The organism is Psychrobacillus glaciei, assembly GCF_008973485.1.
Taxonomy (GTDB): domain Bacteria; phylum Bacillota; class Bacilli; order Bacillales_A; family Planococcaceae; genus Psychrobacillus; species Psychrobacillus glaciei.
Genome location: NZ_CP031223.1, coordinates 1,726,544 through 1,746,086 on the forward strand (window position 1 = coordinate 1,726,544; position 19,543 = coordinate 1,746,086).

14 protein-coding genes and 3 pseudogenes are annotated in these 19,543 nt (G+C 35.6%); 11 read left to right on the forward strand and 6 right to left on the reverse strand.

The features are described from left to right. Window positions 1-12 precede the first annotated feature (12 nt). The 5 genes and pseudogenes from PB01_RS07780 to PB01_RS21275 all read left to right on the forward strand — a co-directional run. Window positions 13-1,512 (forward strand): carboxypeptidase M32, encoded by a 1,500-nt coding sequence (locus tag PB01_RS07780; protein ID WP_151699682.1) that lies wholly within the window; start codon window positions 13-15, stop codon window positions 1,510-1,512. Between the two features lie 619 nt (window positions 1,513-2,131). Continuing rightward, a complete protein-coding gene (locus PB01_RS07785; protein ID WP_151699683.1) occupies window positions 2,132-2,332 on the forward strand; it encodes a hypothetical protein in 201 nt (66 codons plus the stop codon). A 261-nt stretch (window positions 2,333-2,593) separates the two neighbouring features. Beyond that, window positions 2,594-2,695, forward strand: a pseudogene (locus PB01_RS22015) (DUF7852 domain-containing protein); the annotation flags it as partial. A 36-nt stretch (window positions 2,696-2,731) separates the two neighbouring features. Beyond that, entirely contained in the window at window positions 2,732-3,388 is a 657-nt protein-coding gene (locus PB01_RS07790) for a hypothetical protein (RefSeq protein WP_225986201.1), read from the forward strand. Between the two features lie 240 nt (window positions 3,389-3,628). Continuing rightward, window positions 3,629-4,180 (forward strand): annotated as a pseudogene (locus PB01_RS21275) (CsxC family protein); the annotation flags it as partial. 258 nt (window positions 4,181-4,438) lie between these two features. On the opposite strand, the pseudogene PB01_RS07800 reads toward PB01_RS21275, so the two are convergent. From PB01_RS07800 to PB01_RS07815, 4 genes and pseudogenes are all read right to left on the reverse strand, one after another. Beyond that, window positions 4,439-6,072: pseudogene (locus PB01_RS07800) on the reverse strand (b(o/a)3-type cytochrome-c oxidase subunit 1). A 1-nt stretch (window position 6,073) separates the two neighbouring features. Next, on the reverse strand, window positions 6,074-6,508 hold the full coding sequence (locus PB01_RS21745) for a cupredoxin domain-containing protein (RefSeq protein WP_151699686.1): 435 nt from the start codon (window positions 6,506-6,508) through the stop codon (window positions 6,074-6,076). Window positions 6,509-6,577: 69 nt separating this feature from the next. After that, window positions 6,578-6,658: a cytochrome c oxidase subunit 2A gene (locus tag PB01_RS07810; RefSeq protein ID WP_151702004.1), complete on the reverse strand. Its 81-nt coding sequence runs from the start codon at window positions 6,656-6,658 to the stop codon at window positions 6,578-6,580. Window positions 6,659-6,881: 223 nt separating this feature from the next. Continuing rightward, window positions 6,882-7,334 carry a chemotaxis protein CheX gene (locus PB01_RS07815; RefSeq protein ID WP_151699687.1) on the reverse strand — a complete coding sequence of 151 codons (453 nt, stop codon included), beginning with the start codon at window positions 7,332-7,334 and terminating at the stop codon, window positions 6,882-6,884. Window positions 7,335-8,492: 1,158 nt separating this feature from the next. Here PB01_RS07815 and PB01_RS07820 point away from each other — a divergent pair. Continuing rightward, on the forward strand, window positions 8,493-12,098 hold the full coding sequence (locus PB01_RS07820) for a dynamin family protein (RefSeq protein ID WP_151699688.1): 3,606 nt from the start codon (window positions 8,493-8,495) through the stop codon (window positions 12,096-12,098). A 4-nt stretch (window positions 12,099-12,102) separates the two neighbouring features. Further along, window positions 12,103-12,921 carry a sulfurtransferase gene (locus tag PB01_RS07825; protein WP_225986203.1) on the forward strand — a complete coding sequence of 273 codons (819 nt, stop codon included), beginning with the start codon at window positions 12,103-12,105 and terminating at the stop codon, window positions 12,919-12,921. 49 nt (window positions 12,922-12,970) lie between these two features. Here the strand turns inward: PB01_RS07825 and PB01_RS07830 are convergent, their stop codons facing one another. Beyond that, window positions 12,971-13,339, reverse strand: coding sequence for a hypothetical protein (locus PB01_RS07830; protein ID WP_151699690.1), 369 nt, complete (start codon window positions 13,337-13,339; stop codon window positions 12,971-12,973). Between the two features lie 236 nt (window positions 13,340-13,575). Between PB01_RS07830 and rlmN the strand changes: the two genes are divergently transcribed. The 4 genes from rlmN (at window position 13,576) to PB01_RS07850 (ending at window position 17,803) form a co-directional block, all read left to right on the forward strand. Beyond that, complete coding sequence (rlmN, locus tag PB01_RS07835; protein ID WP_151699691.1) at window positions 13,576-14,643, forward strand: dual-specificity RNA methyltransferase RlmN; 1,068 nt, start codon at window positions 13,576-13,578, stop codon at window positions 14,641-14,643. 306 nt (window positions 14,644-14,949) lie between these two features. Continuing rightward, window positions 14,950-15,960 (forward strand): ABC transporter substrate-binding protein, encoded by a 1,011-nt coding sequence (locus PB01_RS07840; RefSeq protein ID WP_151699692.1) that lies wholly within the window; start codon window positions 14,950-14,952, stop codon window positions 15,958-15,960. 18 nt (window positions 15,961-15,978) lie between these two features. Beyond that, a complete protein-coding gene (locus PB01_RS07845; protein WP_151699693.1) occupies window positions 15,979-17,013 on the forward strand; it encodes an ABC transporter permease in 1,035 nt (344 codons plus the stop codon). Continuing rightward, complete coding sequence (locus PB01_RS07850) at window positions 17,006-17,803, forward strand: ABC transporter ATP-binding protein (RefSeq protein ID WP_151699694.1); 798 nt, start codon at window positions 17,006-17,008, stop codon at window positions 17,801-17,803. The genes PB01_RS07845 and PB01_RS07850 overlap by 8 nt, the downstream gene beginning before the upstream one ends. Window positions 17,804-17,915: 112 nt before the next feature. On the opposite strand, the gene PB01_RS07855 is transcribed toward PB01_RS07850, so the two are convergent. Then, window positions 17,916-19,394, reverse strand: a complete 1,479-nt coding sequence (locus PB01_RS07855; RefSeq protein ID WP_151699695.1) for a catalase — start codon at window positions 19,392-19,394, stop codon at window positions 17,916-17,918. Between the last annotated feature and the right edge of the window lie 149 nt (window positions 19,395-19,543).

Here is a 19,543-nt window from a genome sequence, read left to right on the forward strand (position 1 = left end):
GGGGATGTAATTTTGACACTTGAACAGCAGTTTCTAGACTATGTAAAAAAGATTGGTGCCTACAATGAAGCGTTAGGTGTTTTGTATTGGGATATGCGCACTGGAGCTCCAAAAAAGGGGATAGATCAGCGTTCTGAAGTTGTAGGTGTCCTTGCAACAGATGTATTTAATCTTTCTACTTCGGATGAATTAAAGCAATTATTAGATGAATTAGAACCAACGATAGATTCTGCTAATAATGTAACGAAACGGGTATTTGAAGAAGTAAAAAAACAATATGAATTAAGCAAAAAAATCCCTGCTGATGAATATAAAAAGTTTGTCATTATGCAATCTAAATCAGAATCTGTTTGGGAAGAAGCAAAATCCAAAAATGATTGGGGAATGTTCAAACCTTATTTAACGGAAATGGTTGAAACGTTAAAGAAATTCGTAACTTACTGGGGAGTTAAAGATGGCAATCCGTACAATGTCCTTTTAGATCAATATGAACCAGGGATGACGACGGAAGTTTTGGATACAGTATTTGGTGATCTAAGAAACCGCATTGTACCTTTATTGAAGAAAATTTCTGAATCTCCAAATCAACCAAAAACAGATTTCTTATTTAAACATTTTGATAAGAAACAACAAGAAGCATTTAGTCTAGATATACTTAAACAATTAGGTTATGATTTTGAAGCTGGTCGACTAGATGAAACGGTTCATCCATTTGCTACTGGTTTAAATCGTGGAGACGTACGAATTACAACAAAATACGATGAATCAGACTTCCGTTCTGCTGTCTTTGGTACCATTCATGAATGTGGTCATGCCATTTACGAACAGAATGTGGGAGAAGAGTTAACAGGAACACCTTTATCTGGTGGTGCTTCTATGGGAATTCATGAGTCACAATCATTGTTTTACGAAAATTTTGTAGGACGCAATCCGAAGTTTTGGGAACAAAACTATGGAAAATTACAAAGTTATTCTCCTGAGCAATTCGGAGACGTTGCAATGGAAGACTTTTTACGTGCCATTAATGAAGTGAAGCCTTCATTAATTAGAATAGAAGCTGACGAATTAACATACGCGCTACATATTATGATTCGTTACGAAATTGAAAAAGGTTTATTCAATGGAGATTTAAAAGTAGAAGAATTACCGGAGATTTGGAATGCAAAATATGAGGAATATCTTGGTGTTCGACCAGAGACAAATGCAGAAGGAATTCTACAAGACGTCCACTGGGCAGGGGCAAGTTTTGGTTATTTCCCATCCTATGCTTTAGGATATATGTATGCATCTCAATTTAAATCTGCAATGCTTAAAGACATTCCTAATTTTGACGAGCTATTTGAAAAAGGAGATTTATCTCCAATAAAAGATTGGCTTACAAAAAATGTCCATCAATATGGCGCACTTAAAAAACCACTTGAAATATTAAAAGATACGACAGGGGAAGGGCTTAACGGCAATTACCTTGCAGATTATTTAGAAGAAAAGTATACAAAATTATATCAATTATAATAAAGAATTAGAGAACAAGGCTGATATGTAAAGTGTTCGATTGTTGTTGAGAAATATTAGAAGTAACATAAAAATATACCCAAATAAATAGCAATATCAGTGATATATTTCCCCTTTAAGTAGACTGTGTACAAACCATGTTTTTATGGAACGATACACTGCCACTGGAGGGGTTTTTATAATGGAATCATGCGTAAAGATTTTAGGGATAGGCCTCGAAAACCAAATTACCTAACCCTTGAAAATAACAACCTTCAGATTCCAAATGTCCATAATTTTTGTCCTCCACTATAATTCCTTCACACGGATGTTAACTGGTTATGAACTAATTAGGTAAAATTGAATAGAATAAATAATACTTATGTCTAAAATAGCCAAGCATTAAAATTCATTTATTTATAAAAGGATGGAAATAACAAGTGAGGCTAAATGGGGGTAAATGGCAATTCAACGGATAAATTATTATGATATTTAGAAAATAAACCTTAAACAGTATTTATGTTTCCGTTGCTCCTAAATATTATTCTATTACCAAGGTGGGGATGACAATACCAGATAAAGAAAACGTAAGACGTTTACAGTTACTCCCGATTTTCAATATAAAAACAAGGAGGGCTGTATGACACTTCCTTGGTTTAATTATGAAGCAATGAATAAAATAAATATTAACCCAAAAATGGGAATTACGTCAACTATTACTCCTGATTTTCAACCGATTGACGAGGTAATGAAAGAAGGCGGTGACAATACTTTTAATTCTGATATTACAGTAGGTACTGTTGAAGTTGTTAAAATGGATGATTTGAGTAAAAGTATCTAATGAAAGGAAAGGCTTCAAAAGTCTAAAAAGATTTATTTTTACACAAAAAGTATAGCTGAAATTTCTAGTATCAATGAACGGACAGGTTCCTTTTTCGCTATCGAAAAACAAGGAACAACTTATAAAAGTGGAAAAATATAAGTACAAAAAAACCAATCTAAATAAAAAGAGAATTCAACACGAACATACAGTAAAAACGAAGAACAAACAGATGTTACACATGAATGATTTCTAAATGTTTTTGAAACTAACTATTCTAATGTGCCAAATAAATATGCAGAAGTACATTCGAAAACGATTAAAATTCCTTTCTCTACTTTCTCGGAAATTTATAATTTCCTTCATCGTCCAATTTTAAACAGTTCGGTTGTTGCATATGAAACTATAGAAAATCGCCAAATGGAAACCGTGGAAGAGCTGAGGGCAGTTTCTCAATCTGAACAAAATCTCGAAGTGGAAAATTTTATAGAGAGTGATACTGCTGATTCCAACTTAGACGATAGTAATATGACTATCCTTGAAGTTAGTCATACAAATGAGACTACTAATTCTAGCAGCGTGATTGGCGCTGATGAAATAGATCACCCACAAATAGAAATTGTGATAGAACAGAAGGAAATGTCTCAGTCTATAAATTATCATGAAATTGAATATATATCAAAGGGTGATAATTCTTTAAATAAATTAAATAATGGAAGTATAGCTGATTTTCGTATAAATGAATCCTCTGAAATAAGAAATGTAAATGAGCCAAGTAAACATGCACAGTTAAACTCAAAAACGATAAAACTACCATTTTCCACTTTCTCGAGAATTTATAATTTCCATCATTCTCCAATAATAAGGAAAACAGCTGCTGCAGATGAAATTGAAAAAGATATTCAAATGAAAGCTGTGGTAGAACGAGGTGCAGTTTCTCACTCTGAGCATAATATTGAAGTGGAAAATATTGAGGAAAGAGATACTTTTGAAGATGATTTAGTTGATGGAATTATTATTAATTTTGAACCCAGCGACGCAAATGAGCAGATGAAATATAAACGAGAACGTTCATAAACGATAAAACTTCCGTTCTCCACTTTCTCGAAAATTTATAAATCCCTTCATCCTCCAATTCCAAGAAGCGCTGTTGCTACAGATGACTCGAAAGAAAATCATCAAATGGAAGCTGTGGTAGAACAGGGAGCAGTTTCTGAGATTGGAAAAATCGTCAAATTGGAAAATATTGAGGAAAGTGGTACTACTGATGTCAGTTTTGATGATAGAATTAACATTAATCTTGAAAGTATTCATGTGAACGAAGTTCCGCTTAATCCGCCAGCAAGTGAAATTAAGCGAGTGTTCAAGGGTGTATTTCTGACGCAATGTAAACTTGTTCCTGTACAATTTGGAGTAGAAACATGCCCAGGGGTACGTGAAGTTACTAGAGATAAATTGTTTTTAGAAGGTTTTATTCGCAAAGATATTGAATATACTACAACGAATTGCAATGGATTTATTCGTGATCGAATTGCTACTGTTCCATTTTCTGGATTTGCAGAACTGACGGCTAATGATTTTCTCCTGTTCCCTACTTTAGGAGGTTCTTCAGAAAGTAGATCCCGATTTATTTAACCCTAATAACAGTGATATTCCTCGCCTAGATAAATTCTTCTTCGAAAATAGTATGTTTTATAATGAGCAGTCATATTGGAGTTAATTAGTGCAAATTTCTTTGAACTTGATTTTTCTCCATGTCCTGTAAAAGTTGGCGAATCGTTTAGTAATCTAGGTGAAAAAATCGTAGTAGATCTTACACTTAAAGTATTACAATTAAGAAAAGTAAGATTTGCTGCATTAGGTAACTGATAAAAAATCAAATAAAGAGTAGCTTCAGTAAATAGGAAATAATCTAAATTTTATGGAAGATATTTTTCGTAATTTGGAAAAGATTCTTGTAAGCTGTAATTACAATAATATTCATTATTCAAGCCTCTATCTAGTTTATGGATAGAGGCTTTCTGTATTAACGAAGAAGAAGTATCTTTAAAAATTAATTAAGCGTTTTATATGCTAAATCATTATTGGCAAATATATCAGATAAATAATGAATAGTGCTGTTTTTTATTACCAAAATTTATAACCTTTAGATACCGGTGGGACATTTTGGATTATTTCGATAACTGGAATTGTATATGCAAATAATATTAAAGCAATACAGATAATCAGCCAAATTTTCCAGTTTTCCAGTGCCATTGGAATTTTTTCAGCATTCTCAGAAACATCATCTACAGGAAACTCTGTTTCTCCTTTAGGAGCAAATCAAAATAAGTTTGCGACAATATATAGTACTAATACTATACCGATGAAAAGAATAGAACCCCCAACAGCTTGAGCAATTTGGTAAGGAATCCATTCAGCTGCCTGTGTAGAATCACCATAAGTAGAAAAAGTAGAACGTCGTGGAGCTCCGAGTAAGCCTACAATATGCATCGCGCCAGACATGATGGACATCCCTACTGCCCATACAATCGCTTGGATAATAGCAAGGCGGTTCATTTGTTTCGTTAAAATTCTTCCAGTAAGATGTGGGATTAACCAATAGGCCGCTCCAAAGAAAGTTAACATAACTGTAGTTGCTACTGTCAGATGGAAATGACCTGTTACCCAAACTGTATTATGAATTAGTTGGTTCATTTGATGAGAAGCATTAATAATACCCCCAGCACTGGCTGCGATAAAAGCCACCATTCCGATAAAAGGAACCACAAATCGTGCATCTAACCATCCGAATAATTCTTTCCCACCTAAAGCACGACTGCGAATTTCAAATGTAGCAAATAAAGAAAAAGCAGTTAATAAAGAAGGGATAACAACCATTAAAGTTAATACAACTTGTAGGAATTTCCAAAAAGAGCTAATTCCTGGTGGAATCCTACTGGAATCGAACACAATAGGAATAACATAAATGACAATCTCGCAAGAGAATCAGAGAAAATTTTTCCGCCAATTACTTTTGAAATGACAACATACCAAATCATATAAGCAGGTAGTAGCCAAAAGTAAACAAGAGGGTTACCGAAATACCAGAACAAAGTCCGTGAAAGTAATACATCTACTTTATCAACCCAGCCTAAGGACCAAGGGATAAGTTGGAACACAACTTCAACTGCAACTCCTAATGAACATATAATCCACATTGTTAAATTCACTACAACCATAAAGGTAAGAAGGGGGCTAGGTTGCCCAGGGTATGCTTTCCGACATTCCATATATTTCAATATTTTACTAACTCCACCTATCCAAGACCCAACAACCACTTAAGCTAAGCCTACGTAGAAAATCCAGTGGGCTTGTAATGGTGCATAAAACGTATATAATACTGATGCTTTATTAAGTAAAACCATTGTGGAAGCAGCAGCAGTACCAATAGTCATTGTCCAAAAACCAATCCAACCTAATAAGCGTTGTTTGTCTGTTAATGTACCAGAAGTTCTACTCACTGCAGCAATTTGAAAACCAAAAATGAAATAAGTGGTTAATATAAGACCTAGTAAAACGCCGTGCACAGTTAAAATTTGATAATAGGTAATTCCCCAAGGGAGTGTAAATTGACCGGAACGGACTAATGTTTGTAAAAGGCCACAAAGCCCGCCTATTGCCAATGCTATAAATGCAACATAGATATGTGCAAGCGCTAATTTTCCATCTCTTTTATCAACTTTGGCAAAGTCTTTTGCTCTATCTGAAATTGTTGTCATTTTACTCTACCACCTTTAGCATAGAAGTCATGGTCGCATGCCCAAGTCCACAATATTCGTTACATAATATTAGATACTCGCCAGATTTATCAACTGTTGTTACATATTCAGATACATAACCTGGCTCAAGAATCATGTTAATATTTGTACCTGCTACTTGAAACCCATGCACTACATCTTTTGTCGTTGCAATAAACTTAACTTTTGAACCTAAAGGAACTTCAATTTCAGGAGGATTATAGTAAAATGCTAAAGCAACAAAAACAACCTCGTAATCCCAATCCTTTCCTTCCACTTTATGAACACCTGGGTTATTGAAAGGGGCAATCTCATCGACTCGCTCAGGATCAACATACACTATTGCACTTGGTGGGTGAGAACCGAAATGGAATGCACTAAAACCAACAACTATTAAAAATAAAACAAGTGATCCAATTCCAAATGTTAACCACCATTAACTCCTTATAAAATTTGTGAATACACTGAAAGCTTTCACTTATTGAAGTTAGAATCGTTCCGTAAACAAGTAAAATGCCAAGAACCATGTGACTAAAATAAATGCGCCTAAAAATCCAACGGAATACAATGTACCTTTTAAATCAGGCTCTTTTCATGCTTTTTCGACATTTGTTTTCCTCCTCCAGTAAATGATGTTCTTGTGTGCTTAATCATAAATAGAAACAAGCTGAGAAGATGTGAGAAATGTCACACTAGAAAGCGATTATGTGAAATAAATGTGAAGATTATAAAAAAAATAAAAAAATTCAATAAAAAAAGACTTTCTTATAATAGAAAGTCCAGGGAAACCATTATTCATCAATAGTTAAAATTATTAATAACTCACCAATTCCTGTTATTTCGACAGGAAGTTTAAAAGCGTGTTGGAAACCAAACAACTTAGTGGTTCCAACGATTACGGTAGGCGGAGTTATATCAATTTCAACTCCATTTCCCGCTACAGAAGTACATAAATTACCCGCAATCATATTTCCTAACTCACCAGTAAATGATTCAAGCATTTCTCCCTCTAATGGCATACCAAACATTGTTGCACCAATAGATGAAAAGCATTTTGCGGTGGAATCTATAATAATTCGTCCTTTTACATCCCCAATAATTCCTATGAGTACGGCCATTTCTTTTTGTTCAAATGGTTGAACCATTAGTGAAGGCGATTTAATTTCCATCGGAAGAGGGATTACAGATTTTAATGATTGTATTGTGCCATTCAGTACCGTTTGTATGTGTTTTGACTCACTCATTTTTTCCCTCCATCTAGTAAAGATGGCTTAATTTTAGCATAAAAGTAATCTTAAATGAATACTTTATGTAGAAAATGTCGAAATGCTGTGCTATTATTTAAATGAGAATGAATTTCAAATTCACTTGAAAGGACGATTTGTATGATAGTTTTATTAATCGGATCGACAATTCTGTTATATACTGGGGTTACAGCATATGTTTTACGTTCTACATCCCCACAAGCTAAATAAAATCATTTATCATAGATGACTACATTTGATCTTTTTAAACAAAGACAAATGGAGTCATCTTTTTTTGCTATTTTATGTTAATACGCAAGCCCGTTGTATAAAAAGATTTGTGCTCCTGCGCAGGTTCCTCGCAGAAAATATAATGAACGCTTTTGCGTATGAAAAACAGTGCTCCTGCGCGGGCTCGTCGCAGAAAATATAATGAACGCTTTTGCGTATGAGAAACAGTGCTCCTGCGCGAGCTCGTCGCAGAAAATATAATGAACGCTTTTGCGTATGAGAAACAGTGCTCCTGCGCGGGCTCGTCGCAGAAAATATAATGAACGCTATTGCGTATGAAAAACAGTGCTCCTGCGCGAGCTCGTCGCAGAAAATATAATGAACGCTATTGCGTATGAAAAACAGTGCTCCTGCGAAGGTTCCTCGCAGAAAATATAATGAACGCTTTTGCGTATGAAAAACAGTGCTCCTGCGCGAGCTCGTCGCAGAAAATATAATGAACGCTTTTGCGTATGAAAAACAGTGCTCCTGCGCGGGCTCGTCGCAGAAAATATAATGAACGCTTTTGCGTATGAAAAACAGTGCTCTTGCGCGGGCTCGTCGCAGTAAATATAATGAACGCTATTGCGTATGAAAAACAGTGCTCCTGCGAAGGTTCCTCACAGAAAATATAATGAGCGCTTTTGCGTATTAGAAACAGTGCCCCTGCGAAGGTTCCTCGCAGAAAATATAATGAACGCTTTTGCGTATGAGAAACAGTGCTCCTGCGCGAGCTTGTCGCAGAAAATATAATGAACGCTTTTGCGTATGAGAAACAGTGCTCCTGCGCGAGCTCGTCGCAGAAAATATAATGAACGCTTTTGCGTTCATTATATTTTTGCTATGATGTACATATATTGTCGAATTATAAAGGGGAATTATTTTTTAATGGTGAATATAGAAGAGCTCCATATAATAAAAGAACGAAATGCGTTACTTGCAACATTATTCCAACAAAATAAAGATGATGAACGTTTTGCAAAAGCAAAATCATTTGCAGAGAAACTAGAAAAAGGGACGTTCACAATTGCATTTGCTGGGCATTTTTCAGCAGGTAAATCTAGCATGATCAATGCTTTAGTTGATGAACAGTTGCTCCCAACAAGCCCAATTCCCACTTCTGCTAATATTGTAACTGTGCAAAAGACGGATGAAAATTATGCGCTCGTGCACTTTCTGGATAGAGCACCTGTAAAGTTTTCCGGAGAATATGATATTCAACTAGTTAAAAAATATTCGAAAGATGGGAATAACGTTTCTCAAATCGAGATTGGCCATTCCGGATCTCATTTGCCAGAAGGAATTACTGTTATGGATACTCCTGGTGTAGATTCAACAGATGATGCACATCGTGTTTCGACAGAATCTGCACTTCATCTTGCGGATATCGTGTTCTATGTTATGGATTATAATCATGTTCAGTCTGAACTTAATTTTCAATTTACGAAGCAATTACTTCATTATAATGAGAATGTATATTTAATTGTAAACCAAGTTGATAAACATAGAGAAGAAGAATTATCATTTGAAGATTTTAAACAATCAGTTGCGCGTGCATTTAAAGCATGGGCAGTCGAACCAAAAGATATTTTCTACACTTCTTTAAAAGATAAAAATTTTATTCATAATGACTTTTCAAAAGTGCAACAAATTGTCCAACATTCCATTCAAAATAAAGATGATTATTTTCTTACCGCTGCTAATGCTACTTTAAAGAAACTATCGGATGAACATCGAAATTTTTTAGAGGATGAAAAAGCACTATGCTTAGAGGCGTTTGAAGACCAATTAACAGAAGAAGAATGGGTTAATAAAGAAGAGATAAAAGAACAACTAGAAATATCACAAAAGCAAACAGAGCTTCAGGATATTAGCCTTTGGAAAAAAACTTTCGAAGATCAGCGGAAAGTTATGTTAGAAAATGCCTCGATTATGCCATATGAAATGAGGGATTTCCTTAAGTTATACGCAGAAGGCATGCAGAGTTCTTTTAAAGTTGGATTTATCGGAAGTAAAAAGAAAACGGAAGAAGAAAGACAAAGAAGGTTAGAAGAGGCAAGACAATACCTCGAAAAAGTTATTTCTACTAATATTTCTGTTCATCTAAAACAATTGATGAAAGGTATGCTAAAAGATGTTTCTCTATTAACTTCTGAACGAACGAATGAAATAGACGAAAGAGCATTTGAAATTGCATCATCACTCATTAGTGGGCCATTACATGATGGTGCAAGTACAACGGGAGATGCGCTTCAACATTTTGCTAATCGTGTTCGAGATGCTGTTATTCGATTTTTTGTTGTGGAAACTGATAGTTGGAAAGAAAAAACAATACGTTTTATGCATGAACACCCACTAGAAGAAACAGAAATGATTGAACAAAAAACGCAAATTTTGAATGGTAAGATGTTGGCAATTCATGCCATAGAAGAAATAGATCTTAAACTTCATTCGTTTGAACAAGCGATTAAAACGCCTGTCTTAGCGCTGAGAAATGACCGCGATCAATTGATGTTGGAATGGGAAAATGAACGACATATTTTCAGGAATTCTATAACAGAGTTTGATCCGTCATCAGAGGAAAAGGAACAGAAGATTGAACAAACGTCATTTACGGAAAAAGTTGAGTCAAATGAGATAATACTTCCTGCAGATGCTGTTTTAAAAAGAGCAAATAGAATTGGAGAAGTATTAAAACAATTACCAGATTTCCGGGAAGCAGCTGACATTATTAAGCGAAAAGCAAAACGGGTAGAAAACCAACAATTTACAATTGCTTTATTTGGAGCATTTAGTGCTGGTAAATCAAGCTTTTCAAATGCATTAATGGGAGCAAATGTATTGCCTGTCTCACCGAATCCAACAACTGCTGCAATAAATAAAATTCATCCGGTTTCAGAAAAACATCCACATAACACGGCAGATGTTGCATTCAAAACAAAAGAACAATTATTAGTTGATGTAGCCTTTGCTTATAGCCAGTTGGGAATTATGGTTATGTCTTTGGAAGATGCCTTTGATCAGGCGAGTATTGTCATGAATCAAGCTGTTGCAGAAGAAGTGCATAAATCTTTTATTATCGCTTTTTATAAAGGTTACCCAACTTTCCAACATCAACTAGGTAAAGTGCTTCGAGTATCAGGTGAAGAGTTTGGAAAGTATGTGGCAGAAGAATCCAGAAGTTGTTTTGTCGATTTCATTGACTTTTATTATGACTGTGAATTGACGAGACTCGGAGTCACATTAGTGGATACACCAGGAGCAGATTCTATCAATGCGCGACATACTGGGGTTGCGTTTGATTATATTCGAAATGCAGACGCCGTCCTGTTTGTTACGTATTTTAATCATGCATTTGCAAAAGCAGACCGAGAGTTTTTAATACAGCTTGGGCGCGTGAAAGATGCTTTTGAACTGGATAAAATGTTTTTTGTTGTGAATGCCATTGATCTTGCTGACACGGTAGAGGAAGCAAGTCTTGTGAAGCAATATGTGCAAGAGGAACTACAACGTTTCGGTATTCGGTTCCCAAGAGTATACGGTGTATCTAGCTTACAAGCATTAAAAGAAAAGGTTGAATCTACTACATTACATGAAGGAATGGTGCAATTTGAGAAAGAATTCCTTCGATTTTTAGATAAGGACTTGAAACAAATTGCAGTAACCTCATTAGAGGAAGAAGCAACCCGTCAGCAGACTAAATTGTTTACATTAATCGAACAAACGGAAGCAAATCTTGCGAGAAAAGATGCAAGGCTACAAGAATTGCGTGAGCAAGAGCAAAATATTCGTAAGCGCTTTGCAGGCTCCATGTCTGCTATTACAGCGAAAGAGGCAAACCAAGAGCTTGAAACCTTGTTATATTATGTTCTTCAACGTGTATATTATCGTTTCAATGAATTTTTTAAAGAAGCATATAATCCATCGCTATTTACAAATAAATCGGGTAACGTGGCATTAGAAATAGCGTTAAAGGATATGCTTGGCATGTTGCGATTTGATTTAGAGCAAGAAATGCGTGTGACTAACTTCCGTGTGCTGCAATTTATTCAAAAACAAATAAAACAGTTGGAAAAAGAAGAGTTGCGGGTATTAAAAGACTGGAATGCTAGCTTTACATTTACACCACACGAAAGTGAAAAATGGGATTTATTAGAATTCACTGGTCCATTTAAAGAAATAGCGAAATATGACAACGTCAAATCTTACTATAGAAATACGAAATCGTTTTTTGAAAAAAATGAAAAAGAAAAACTGCGGGATGCTTTATCTGAACAGACAAAAATAGAGGCACAGGCTTATATAGAAAAAGAACAGTCGAGACTTTCTAAGTGGGTAGAGCAGTGTGTGGATTTGGAAACAGAATCTGTTCGATTAAAGTGGTTAAGTGAATCTGTTGCACAAATTGAGGCCGAACGAAAATTATTGGAACAGGAAGAAATACTTGCAAAATGGAAAGAAATTTACGAACGTGTTTCTAATGAAGGGGGATAATAGGGTGAGTAACGTTTTTATAGATTTGAAAAATTTAATTGGAAAAGATGTCCGGTATATTGACACTCGCTTTGATCTTACAAATCGTGATGCAGGTCGAGATATGTATCAAATGGGGCACATAGAAGGGGCTATCTATTGGGACTTGGAAAAGGACTTGTCCGATATGGAGAGTAAGTTTGGTCGCCATCCTATGATTTCAAAAGAGAAGATGACGAAGCTTGTTCAGCAAGCTGGGCTATTTTTGGATGATTCGATTGTCATCTACGACCAAGGTGGTTCGCCTTTTGCATTACGAGCATATTTTTTATTGGAATGGGCAGGTTTTTCGGACATACATGTTCTTCGTGAAGGGTTTGAAGAAGCGAAAAAAATGCTTCCTATTTCCAATTTGGATCTGAGTTGTACGCTTTCTAACGTATCACCGATTTGGAAGGATGAACTATACGTTGATATAGAGACGGTTAAGAAAATTGTTGCAGGTGAAGTAGATGCTCAATTAGTAGATGCTCGTTCAGCTATCAGGTACCGTGGTGAAATCGAGCCAATAGACGCTGTAGCAGGGCATATTCCTACAGCTCTTAATTTTGATTGGGAGCAGCTTAAGCAGGATGGCAAATTTATGAAGCAAGAAGATTTAATAGAAAAACTAACTAATTTAACGAATAATACAAAACCGGTTATTGCGTATTGTGGTAGTGGGGTTACTGCTGCACCTCTATATGCAAGCTTAAAAGAAGCTGGTTATGAAAATGTTCAATTGTATGTGGGTAGTTATAGTGATTGGATTAGAGAAAATAAGGTAGAAAATTCATTAATGTAGTAGTATGCATTTAATTCAAAGAAAAGGAAATCCTAGTGAGTTCCTTTTCTTATCGATCAAAGAAAAATTTTTTATTTATATAAGCCCCATCTTTGTTGGCAATTATTTCTGCATATGGAACACCAAAAACAGTGTATGCAATCACTACGGACGAAATGAGCTCCCCATCATCCTCCTCTAATGATTCAATTTCGTAAGAAACAATTAGAAGTTGATCTAAAGAGTTATTAAACGTATCAGTAGTCATTTTAATTACCTGCTTAGCCATATCCCTACTATTATTGTCTTTGTAATCCAGTAGATTTGTTCCTAAGAAGCTTGAAGGTAAAAAAGCGGAAATACCAATAATTAATATAGCTAATTTAAAGAAAGCACGCCTTTTTTTTTGAGAAATAATTTTCTTGCTCGTCTTATTCATACTATACATCTCCAATTCGATATCAAAACTATATTTTTTTTAAAAGTAGTTGAGTGTATTAGTATATTATTCAATGCCTTACAAAATTAATCCACAATCCTTCTTGAAATAAATCGCATAGGTATTCAAAAACTAAATAATATCTTTTTAACTTCATTTCCGATATAATTAATTGTCGTATGTAAACATTTATAGTATAATAGGCGAATTGTATACGAATGAAATGAGGAATATGAATGAAAAAATCAATATATGGTCTCACTAAAGATCAGTTAATAGAGTGGTTACTAGAACGTGGCCAGAAAAAATTTCGAGCGGAACAGGTTTGGGATTGGTTATATATTAAAAGAGTACAGAGCTTTGAAGAAATGAATAATGTGAACAAGGACTGTCTTCAAATATTAGAGGATAATTTTGTCATTCAAACATTAAAACAGTCTGTCAAACAGGAATCGGCTGATGGAACGATTAAATTTTTATTTGAAATGTCAGATGGGAATCTAATTGAAACTGTATTGATGCGATTCAATTATGGTTTATCCGTTTGTGTAACTACACAAGTTGGCTGTAATATAGGTTGCAGTTTTTGTGCGAGTGGATTACTAAAGAAAAACCGAGATTTGGATTCTGGTGAAATCGTTGGTCAAATTATGAAAGTACAAGAACATTTAGATCAGCTTGGTAAGAGTGAACGAGTTAGTCATATAGTTGTTATGGGCATAGGAGAACCATTCGATAACTACACGAATTTAATGAGTTTCTTACGTGTTGTAAACGATCAAAAAGGACTTGCAATTGGAGCTAGACATATTACAGTTTCTACAAGTGGTCTTGCGAAAAAAATTATTGACTTTGCTAACGAAAACATTCAAGTAAATCTTGCGGTATCATTGCATGCTCCTAACGATGAACTTCGTACACGTATTATGGTGATTAATAAAGCCTTCCCGATCGAAAAAGTTATGGCTGCGGTAGATTATTATTTAGAAAAAACAAACCGACGAATTACGTTTGAATATATATTACTAAGAGATGTCAATGACCATGTAGAAGAAGCGCACCAACTTGCTAAACTTCTTGAAAACAAACGTCATTTGTCCTATGTAAACTTGATTCCTTATAACCCGGTAGATGAGCACGGTCAATATCAACGTAGCTCAGAAGAATCCATCAGCGCATTCTTCCAAACACTGAAAAACAAAGGGATTAACTGCGGAGTTCGCATGGAACAAGGGACAGATATAGACGCTGCATGTGGACAACTTCGAAGTAAACAAATTAAAAAAGAAAAAACAACAGTATAAGAAGAGAACATAAAAAAAGTATTAAAATCAGCGGAACTTGCGAAAAAAAGTAACCATTGATAAAGAAGCATAGAGCATCCGAAATTGTATCTTCGGATGCTTTTTTGTGTGTAGAATTGAATTAATTGTTCAAACAAACATGAAAGTTCGAACTTTCACGTTTGTTTTGGTGCCAGGCACCTGAAATATACCTGTAATAAATGTTATTGACTATCTTTCGAATGCAGTGTAACATATCTTTAAAGTTGACACTTTAGCGAGTTGAATCGTTAGTGTAAGGGGTTTTACTAGGGGGCATGGAAGAAGATGAGAAAAAGTATAAAAAGATTAATGTTTATGGTAATTGGTGCAGTGCTTTTATTAGCTGCCTGCGGAGGAAAAGAAAATTCAAGTTTATCTACTGAGACAGATGGAGGAGCAAGTTCAAGTGGAGAAACGAAGAAATTCAAAATAGGAGTTACACAAATTGTGGAACATCCGTCTTTAAACGCAGCATACGATGGATTTAGAAAGGCTTTGGAAGATGCTGGAATTGATGTGGAATACAAAGTGGAAAATGCTCAAAATGATAATAGTGCAAATACGACGATTGCAAATAATCTAGTAAGTTCTGGTGTTGATTTAATATTTGCTAACTCCACTCCAAGTGCTCAAGCAGTTTCGAGCGTAACGAAAGATATTCCAATTGTTTTTACATCTGTTACAGATGCAGTTAGTGCTGAACTCGTTCAATCTATGGAGAAACCGGGTGGAAATGTAACGGGTACTGTGGATACACAACCAGATGCAATACCAAGTACGATTAAATTTTTGAAAGAAGAACTAGGTGCAAAAAATGTTGGAATGGTATTTAATGCCGGAGAACAAAATTCTCGTGCACAAGTGGATGCGGTTAAAAAGCAAATGAACGCAGTAGGGTTAAATGTGGTGGAAGCTTCTGTTTCTACTTCCGCTGAAGTAAAACAAGCAACTGAATCTTTAATTGGAAAAGTAGATTCATTGTATATAATTACGGATAACACGGTTGTATCGGCTCTTGAATCAGTTGTGTCTGTTGCTAATGATCATAAGCTGCCAATGATGGTCGGTGAATTTGACTCTGTTAAACGGGGGGGATTAGGGGCTTACGGATTTGAATATTTTGATATAGGCTACGAAGCTGGACAAATGGCAGTGAAAATTTTAAAAGGGGAGAGTACACCGGCAGAGTTACCTGTCCAATATCCTCAAAATTTAAGATTTGTCATCAATAAAGAAACCGCTGATATACTAGGTCTAAAAGTAAAAGATGAATGGAAAGCGGAATTTGTAAAATAGATAGGAGATCGATTCTTTATGTTTTCAGCTATATTTGGCTCTGTTGAGCAAGGAATCATCTATGCAATTATGGCACTCGGAGTATATCTTACATTCCGAGTGCTAGATTTTCCAGACTTAACAGTAGATGGAAGTTTCGTAACGGGTGCTGGAACAGCAGCTACGATGATTGTATTAGGATATCATCCGTTAATCGCAACGTTGGCTGCAATTGTGGTTGGATTTGTAGCAGGATGCATGACAGGCTTATTACATACAAAAGGTAAAATAAATCCTTTACTTTCAGGAATATTAATGATGATTGCTTTATATTCTATTAATCTTCGAATAATGGGTTTAACAGCGGAAAACTCAATTGGCCGGCCTAATATTCCCCTATTAAACTCGGAAACATTGTTTAGTTTGTTTTATGGATGGTGGGGTAATTTAGGAATTGATGACTCTATAAATAGCTTTCTGAAAAGTATTGGTGTTCAGTATGTTCCTGGAACTTGGGGAACGATTGTAGTAGTTGCAATTGTAGTTTTGGTTATTAAATTTATTGTAGATTGGTTTTTGAAAACCGAAATTGGTCTTGCAATTCGTGCAACTGGTGACAATAAAAAAATGATAAGAAGTTTTTCTGCAAATACAGATAATCTAGTTATTATTGGTTTAGGTATTTCAAATGCACTTGTTGCTCTTTCTGGGGCTTTAATTGCACAATACGCAAAGTTCGCAGATATTGGAATGGGTATCGGTATGATTGTAATTGGATTAGCATCGGTTATTATTGGTGAAGCCATTTTTGGTACCAAAACGATTGTGAGAACAACTCTAGCCGTAATATCCGGTGCGATTATTTACAGAATTGTGTTAGCTTTAGCTCTACGAGTAGATTTATTAGATACAGGTGATATGAAGTTAATCACAGCCATAATTGTTATTGCTGCTTTAATATTGCCTCAATACTTTGAAAAGCGCCGAGAAAAAAGAAGAAAAGTAAAACGTCATATGGAGCGAACGATTACGGAAATTCAAGTCTTAAAGCAGGAGGGGAATGATCTTGCTTAAACTTCAATCGATCAATAAAATCTTTAATGAAGCAACTGCTGATGAGAAAATTGCCTTAGATCAAATTAATCTAGAACTAAAAGTTGGGGATTTTGTCACAGTCATCGGTAGTAATGGAGCAGGGAAGTCTACTATGATGAATATGATTTCAGGAGCAATCACACCTGACTTCGGAAAAATAGTAATAGATGGTCAAGATGTTTCGAAACTCCCCGAATATAAACGATCTCAGTATATTGGACGTGTTTTCCAAGATCCTATGGCGGGAACTGCACCTACGATGACAATAGAAGAGAACCTTGCAATTGCTTATTCAAGAAATAAAAAGCGCGGATTAAAAATTGGTGTGGATAAAAAGAGACGAGAGTTCTTCATCCAATCATTGGAAACACTACATTTGAATTTAGAAAATCGATTAAACGCTAAAGTAGGTATGTTATCTGGAGGGGAAAGACAAGCACTTTCACTATTAATGGCGACATTTACGAATCCGTCCATATTGCTTTTGGATGAACATACTGCTGCATTAGATCCCTCTCGAGCAGCGTTGATTACCAATTTGACCAAACAGCTAGTGGAAAAAGACCAACTCACAACCCTTATGGTCACGCATAATATGCAACAAGCTCTCGATTTAGGAAACCGATTGATCATGATGGATAAAGGCCAAATTATTTTAGAAGTAGATGAAGAAGCAAAAAAATCACTTACGATTGAAAAACTCATGGATGAGTTCCAACGAATTCGTGGTGAAAAGTTGACAAGTGATCGAGCTCTTTTATCTGTATAAAACATATGCTACCGCTCCAAAAAGTCATTTATTGGCTGATGGAGCGGTTCTTTTTTTGATTCGTTAAGAAAAGAAGCTATCCTATTCAAAGGATAGCTTACGGTAAATACTATTAAGCCATTGCAGCTTCCACATTACCCCAAGGGATTTCCATTGCATCCGCAAGACCTTTTCCATAAGCCGGGTCTGCTTTGTAACAATGAATGATGTGACGGACTTTAATATGTTCTTCTACGCCATCCATATTACGAGCAGTGTTTTCAAATAATATTTGTTGTTGCTCACTACTCATTAAATTGAACAGTTTACCCGGTTGTTCATAGTAGTTATCATCGTCTTCACGGAAGTCCCAAATGGATGCTGCACCATTAATCGCAAGAGCAGGCTCTTTGAATTCAGGTTGTGCTTTCCATTGTCCGTAGCTGTTTGGTTCATAGTGAAGCGTTCCACCTAAATTACCATCTGTTCGCATTGCTCCATCTCTATGGAAGGAATGTACAGGACATTTTGGTTGGTTAACTGGAATTTGGTGATGGTTTACACCTAGACGGTAACGTTGTGCATCACCATATGAGAATAAACGACCTTGTAACATTTTGTCAGGAGAGAAGCTAATTCCTGGTACTACATTTGCTGGAGTAAAGGCTGCTTGTTCCACTTCTGCAAAATAGTTTTCAGGGTTGCGATTTAGTTCCCATTCGCCAACTTCGATTAATGGGAAATCTTTTTTATACCAAACTTTTGTTAAATCGAATGGATTATATGGCATATTATTTGCTTGTTCTTCTGTCATCACTTGAATATACATTTTCCATTTAGGGAAATCACCTTGATCGATACTATCTAAAAGATCACGCTGATGACTTTCACGGTCTTTACCGACAAGTACTTCTGCTTCTTGATCTGTTAAGTTTTTAATAGGCTGCTGTGAGCGCATGTGGAATTTAACCCAAACTCTTTCGTTGTTAGCGTTAATCATACTAAATGTATGGCTTCCGAAACCATGCATATTACGGTATGTTTCAGGAATACCACGATCACTCATCACGATAGTTACTTGGTGAAGTGCTTCCGGTAATGAAGTCCAGAAATCCCAGTTGTTATTTGCACTACGCATATTTGTACGTGGGTCGCGTTTTACAGCATGGTTTAAATCAGGAAAGTTAAGTGGATCACGGAAGAAGAATACTGGTGTGTTATTACCAACTAGGTCCCAGTTCCCTTGTTCTGTGTAAAATCGCATCGAAAATCCACGAATATCTCGTTCTGCATCAGCAGCTCCTCGTTCGCCAGCTACAGTGGAGAAACGTACAAACATTTCAGTTTCTTTTCCAATTTCGGAGAAAATACTCGCTTTTGTATATTTAGTAATATCATTAGTAACAGTAAATTTACCATAAGCTGCAGAACCTTTTGCATGCATACGACGTTCTGGAATAACTTCCCTATCAAAGTGTGCTAGTTTTTCTAATAACCAAATGTCTTGTAATAGTAGCGGTCCTCTTGGTCCAGCAGACATGGAGTTTTGATTGTCCACTACAGGTGCACCAGCTGCAGTTGTCAATTTGTTGTTGTTTTGATTCTCTGTCATTGACGATTTCCCCCTAGATTAGAATATTTATAATACAAGAATGATTATATCAAAAGAATGATTTTTTTACTAGGAATGAAGAATAATATATTTTCGACAATTGCGTCAAAATATGTAGAAAAAAAGTAAAAACACTTGTGAAAGTATTG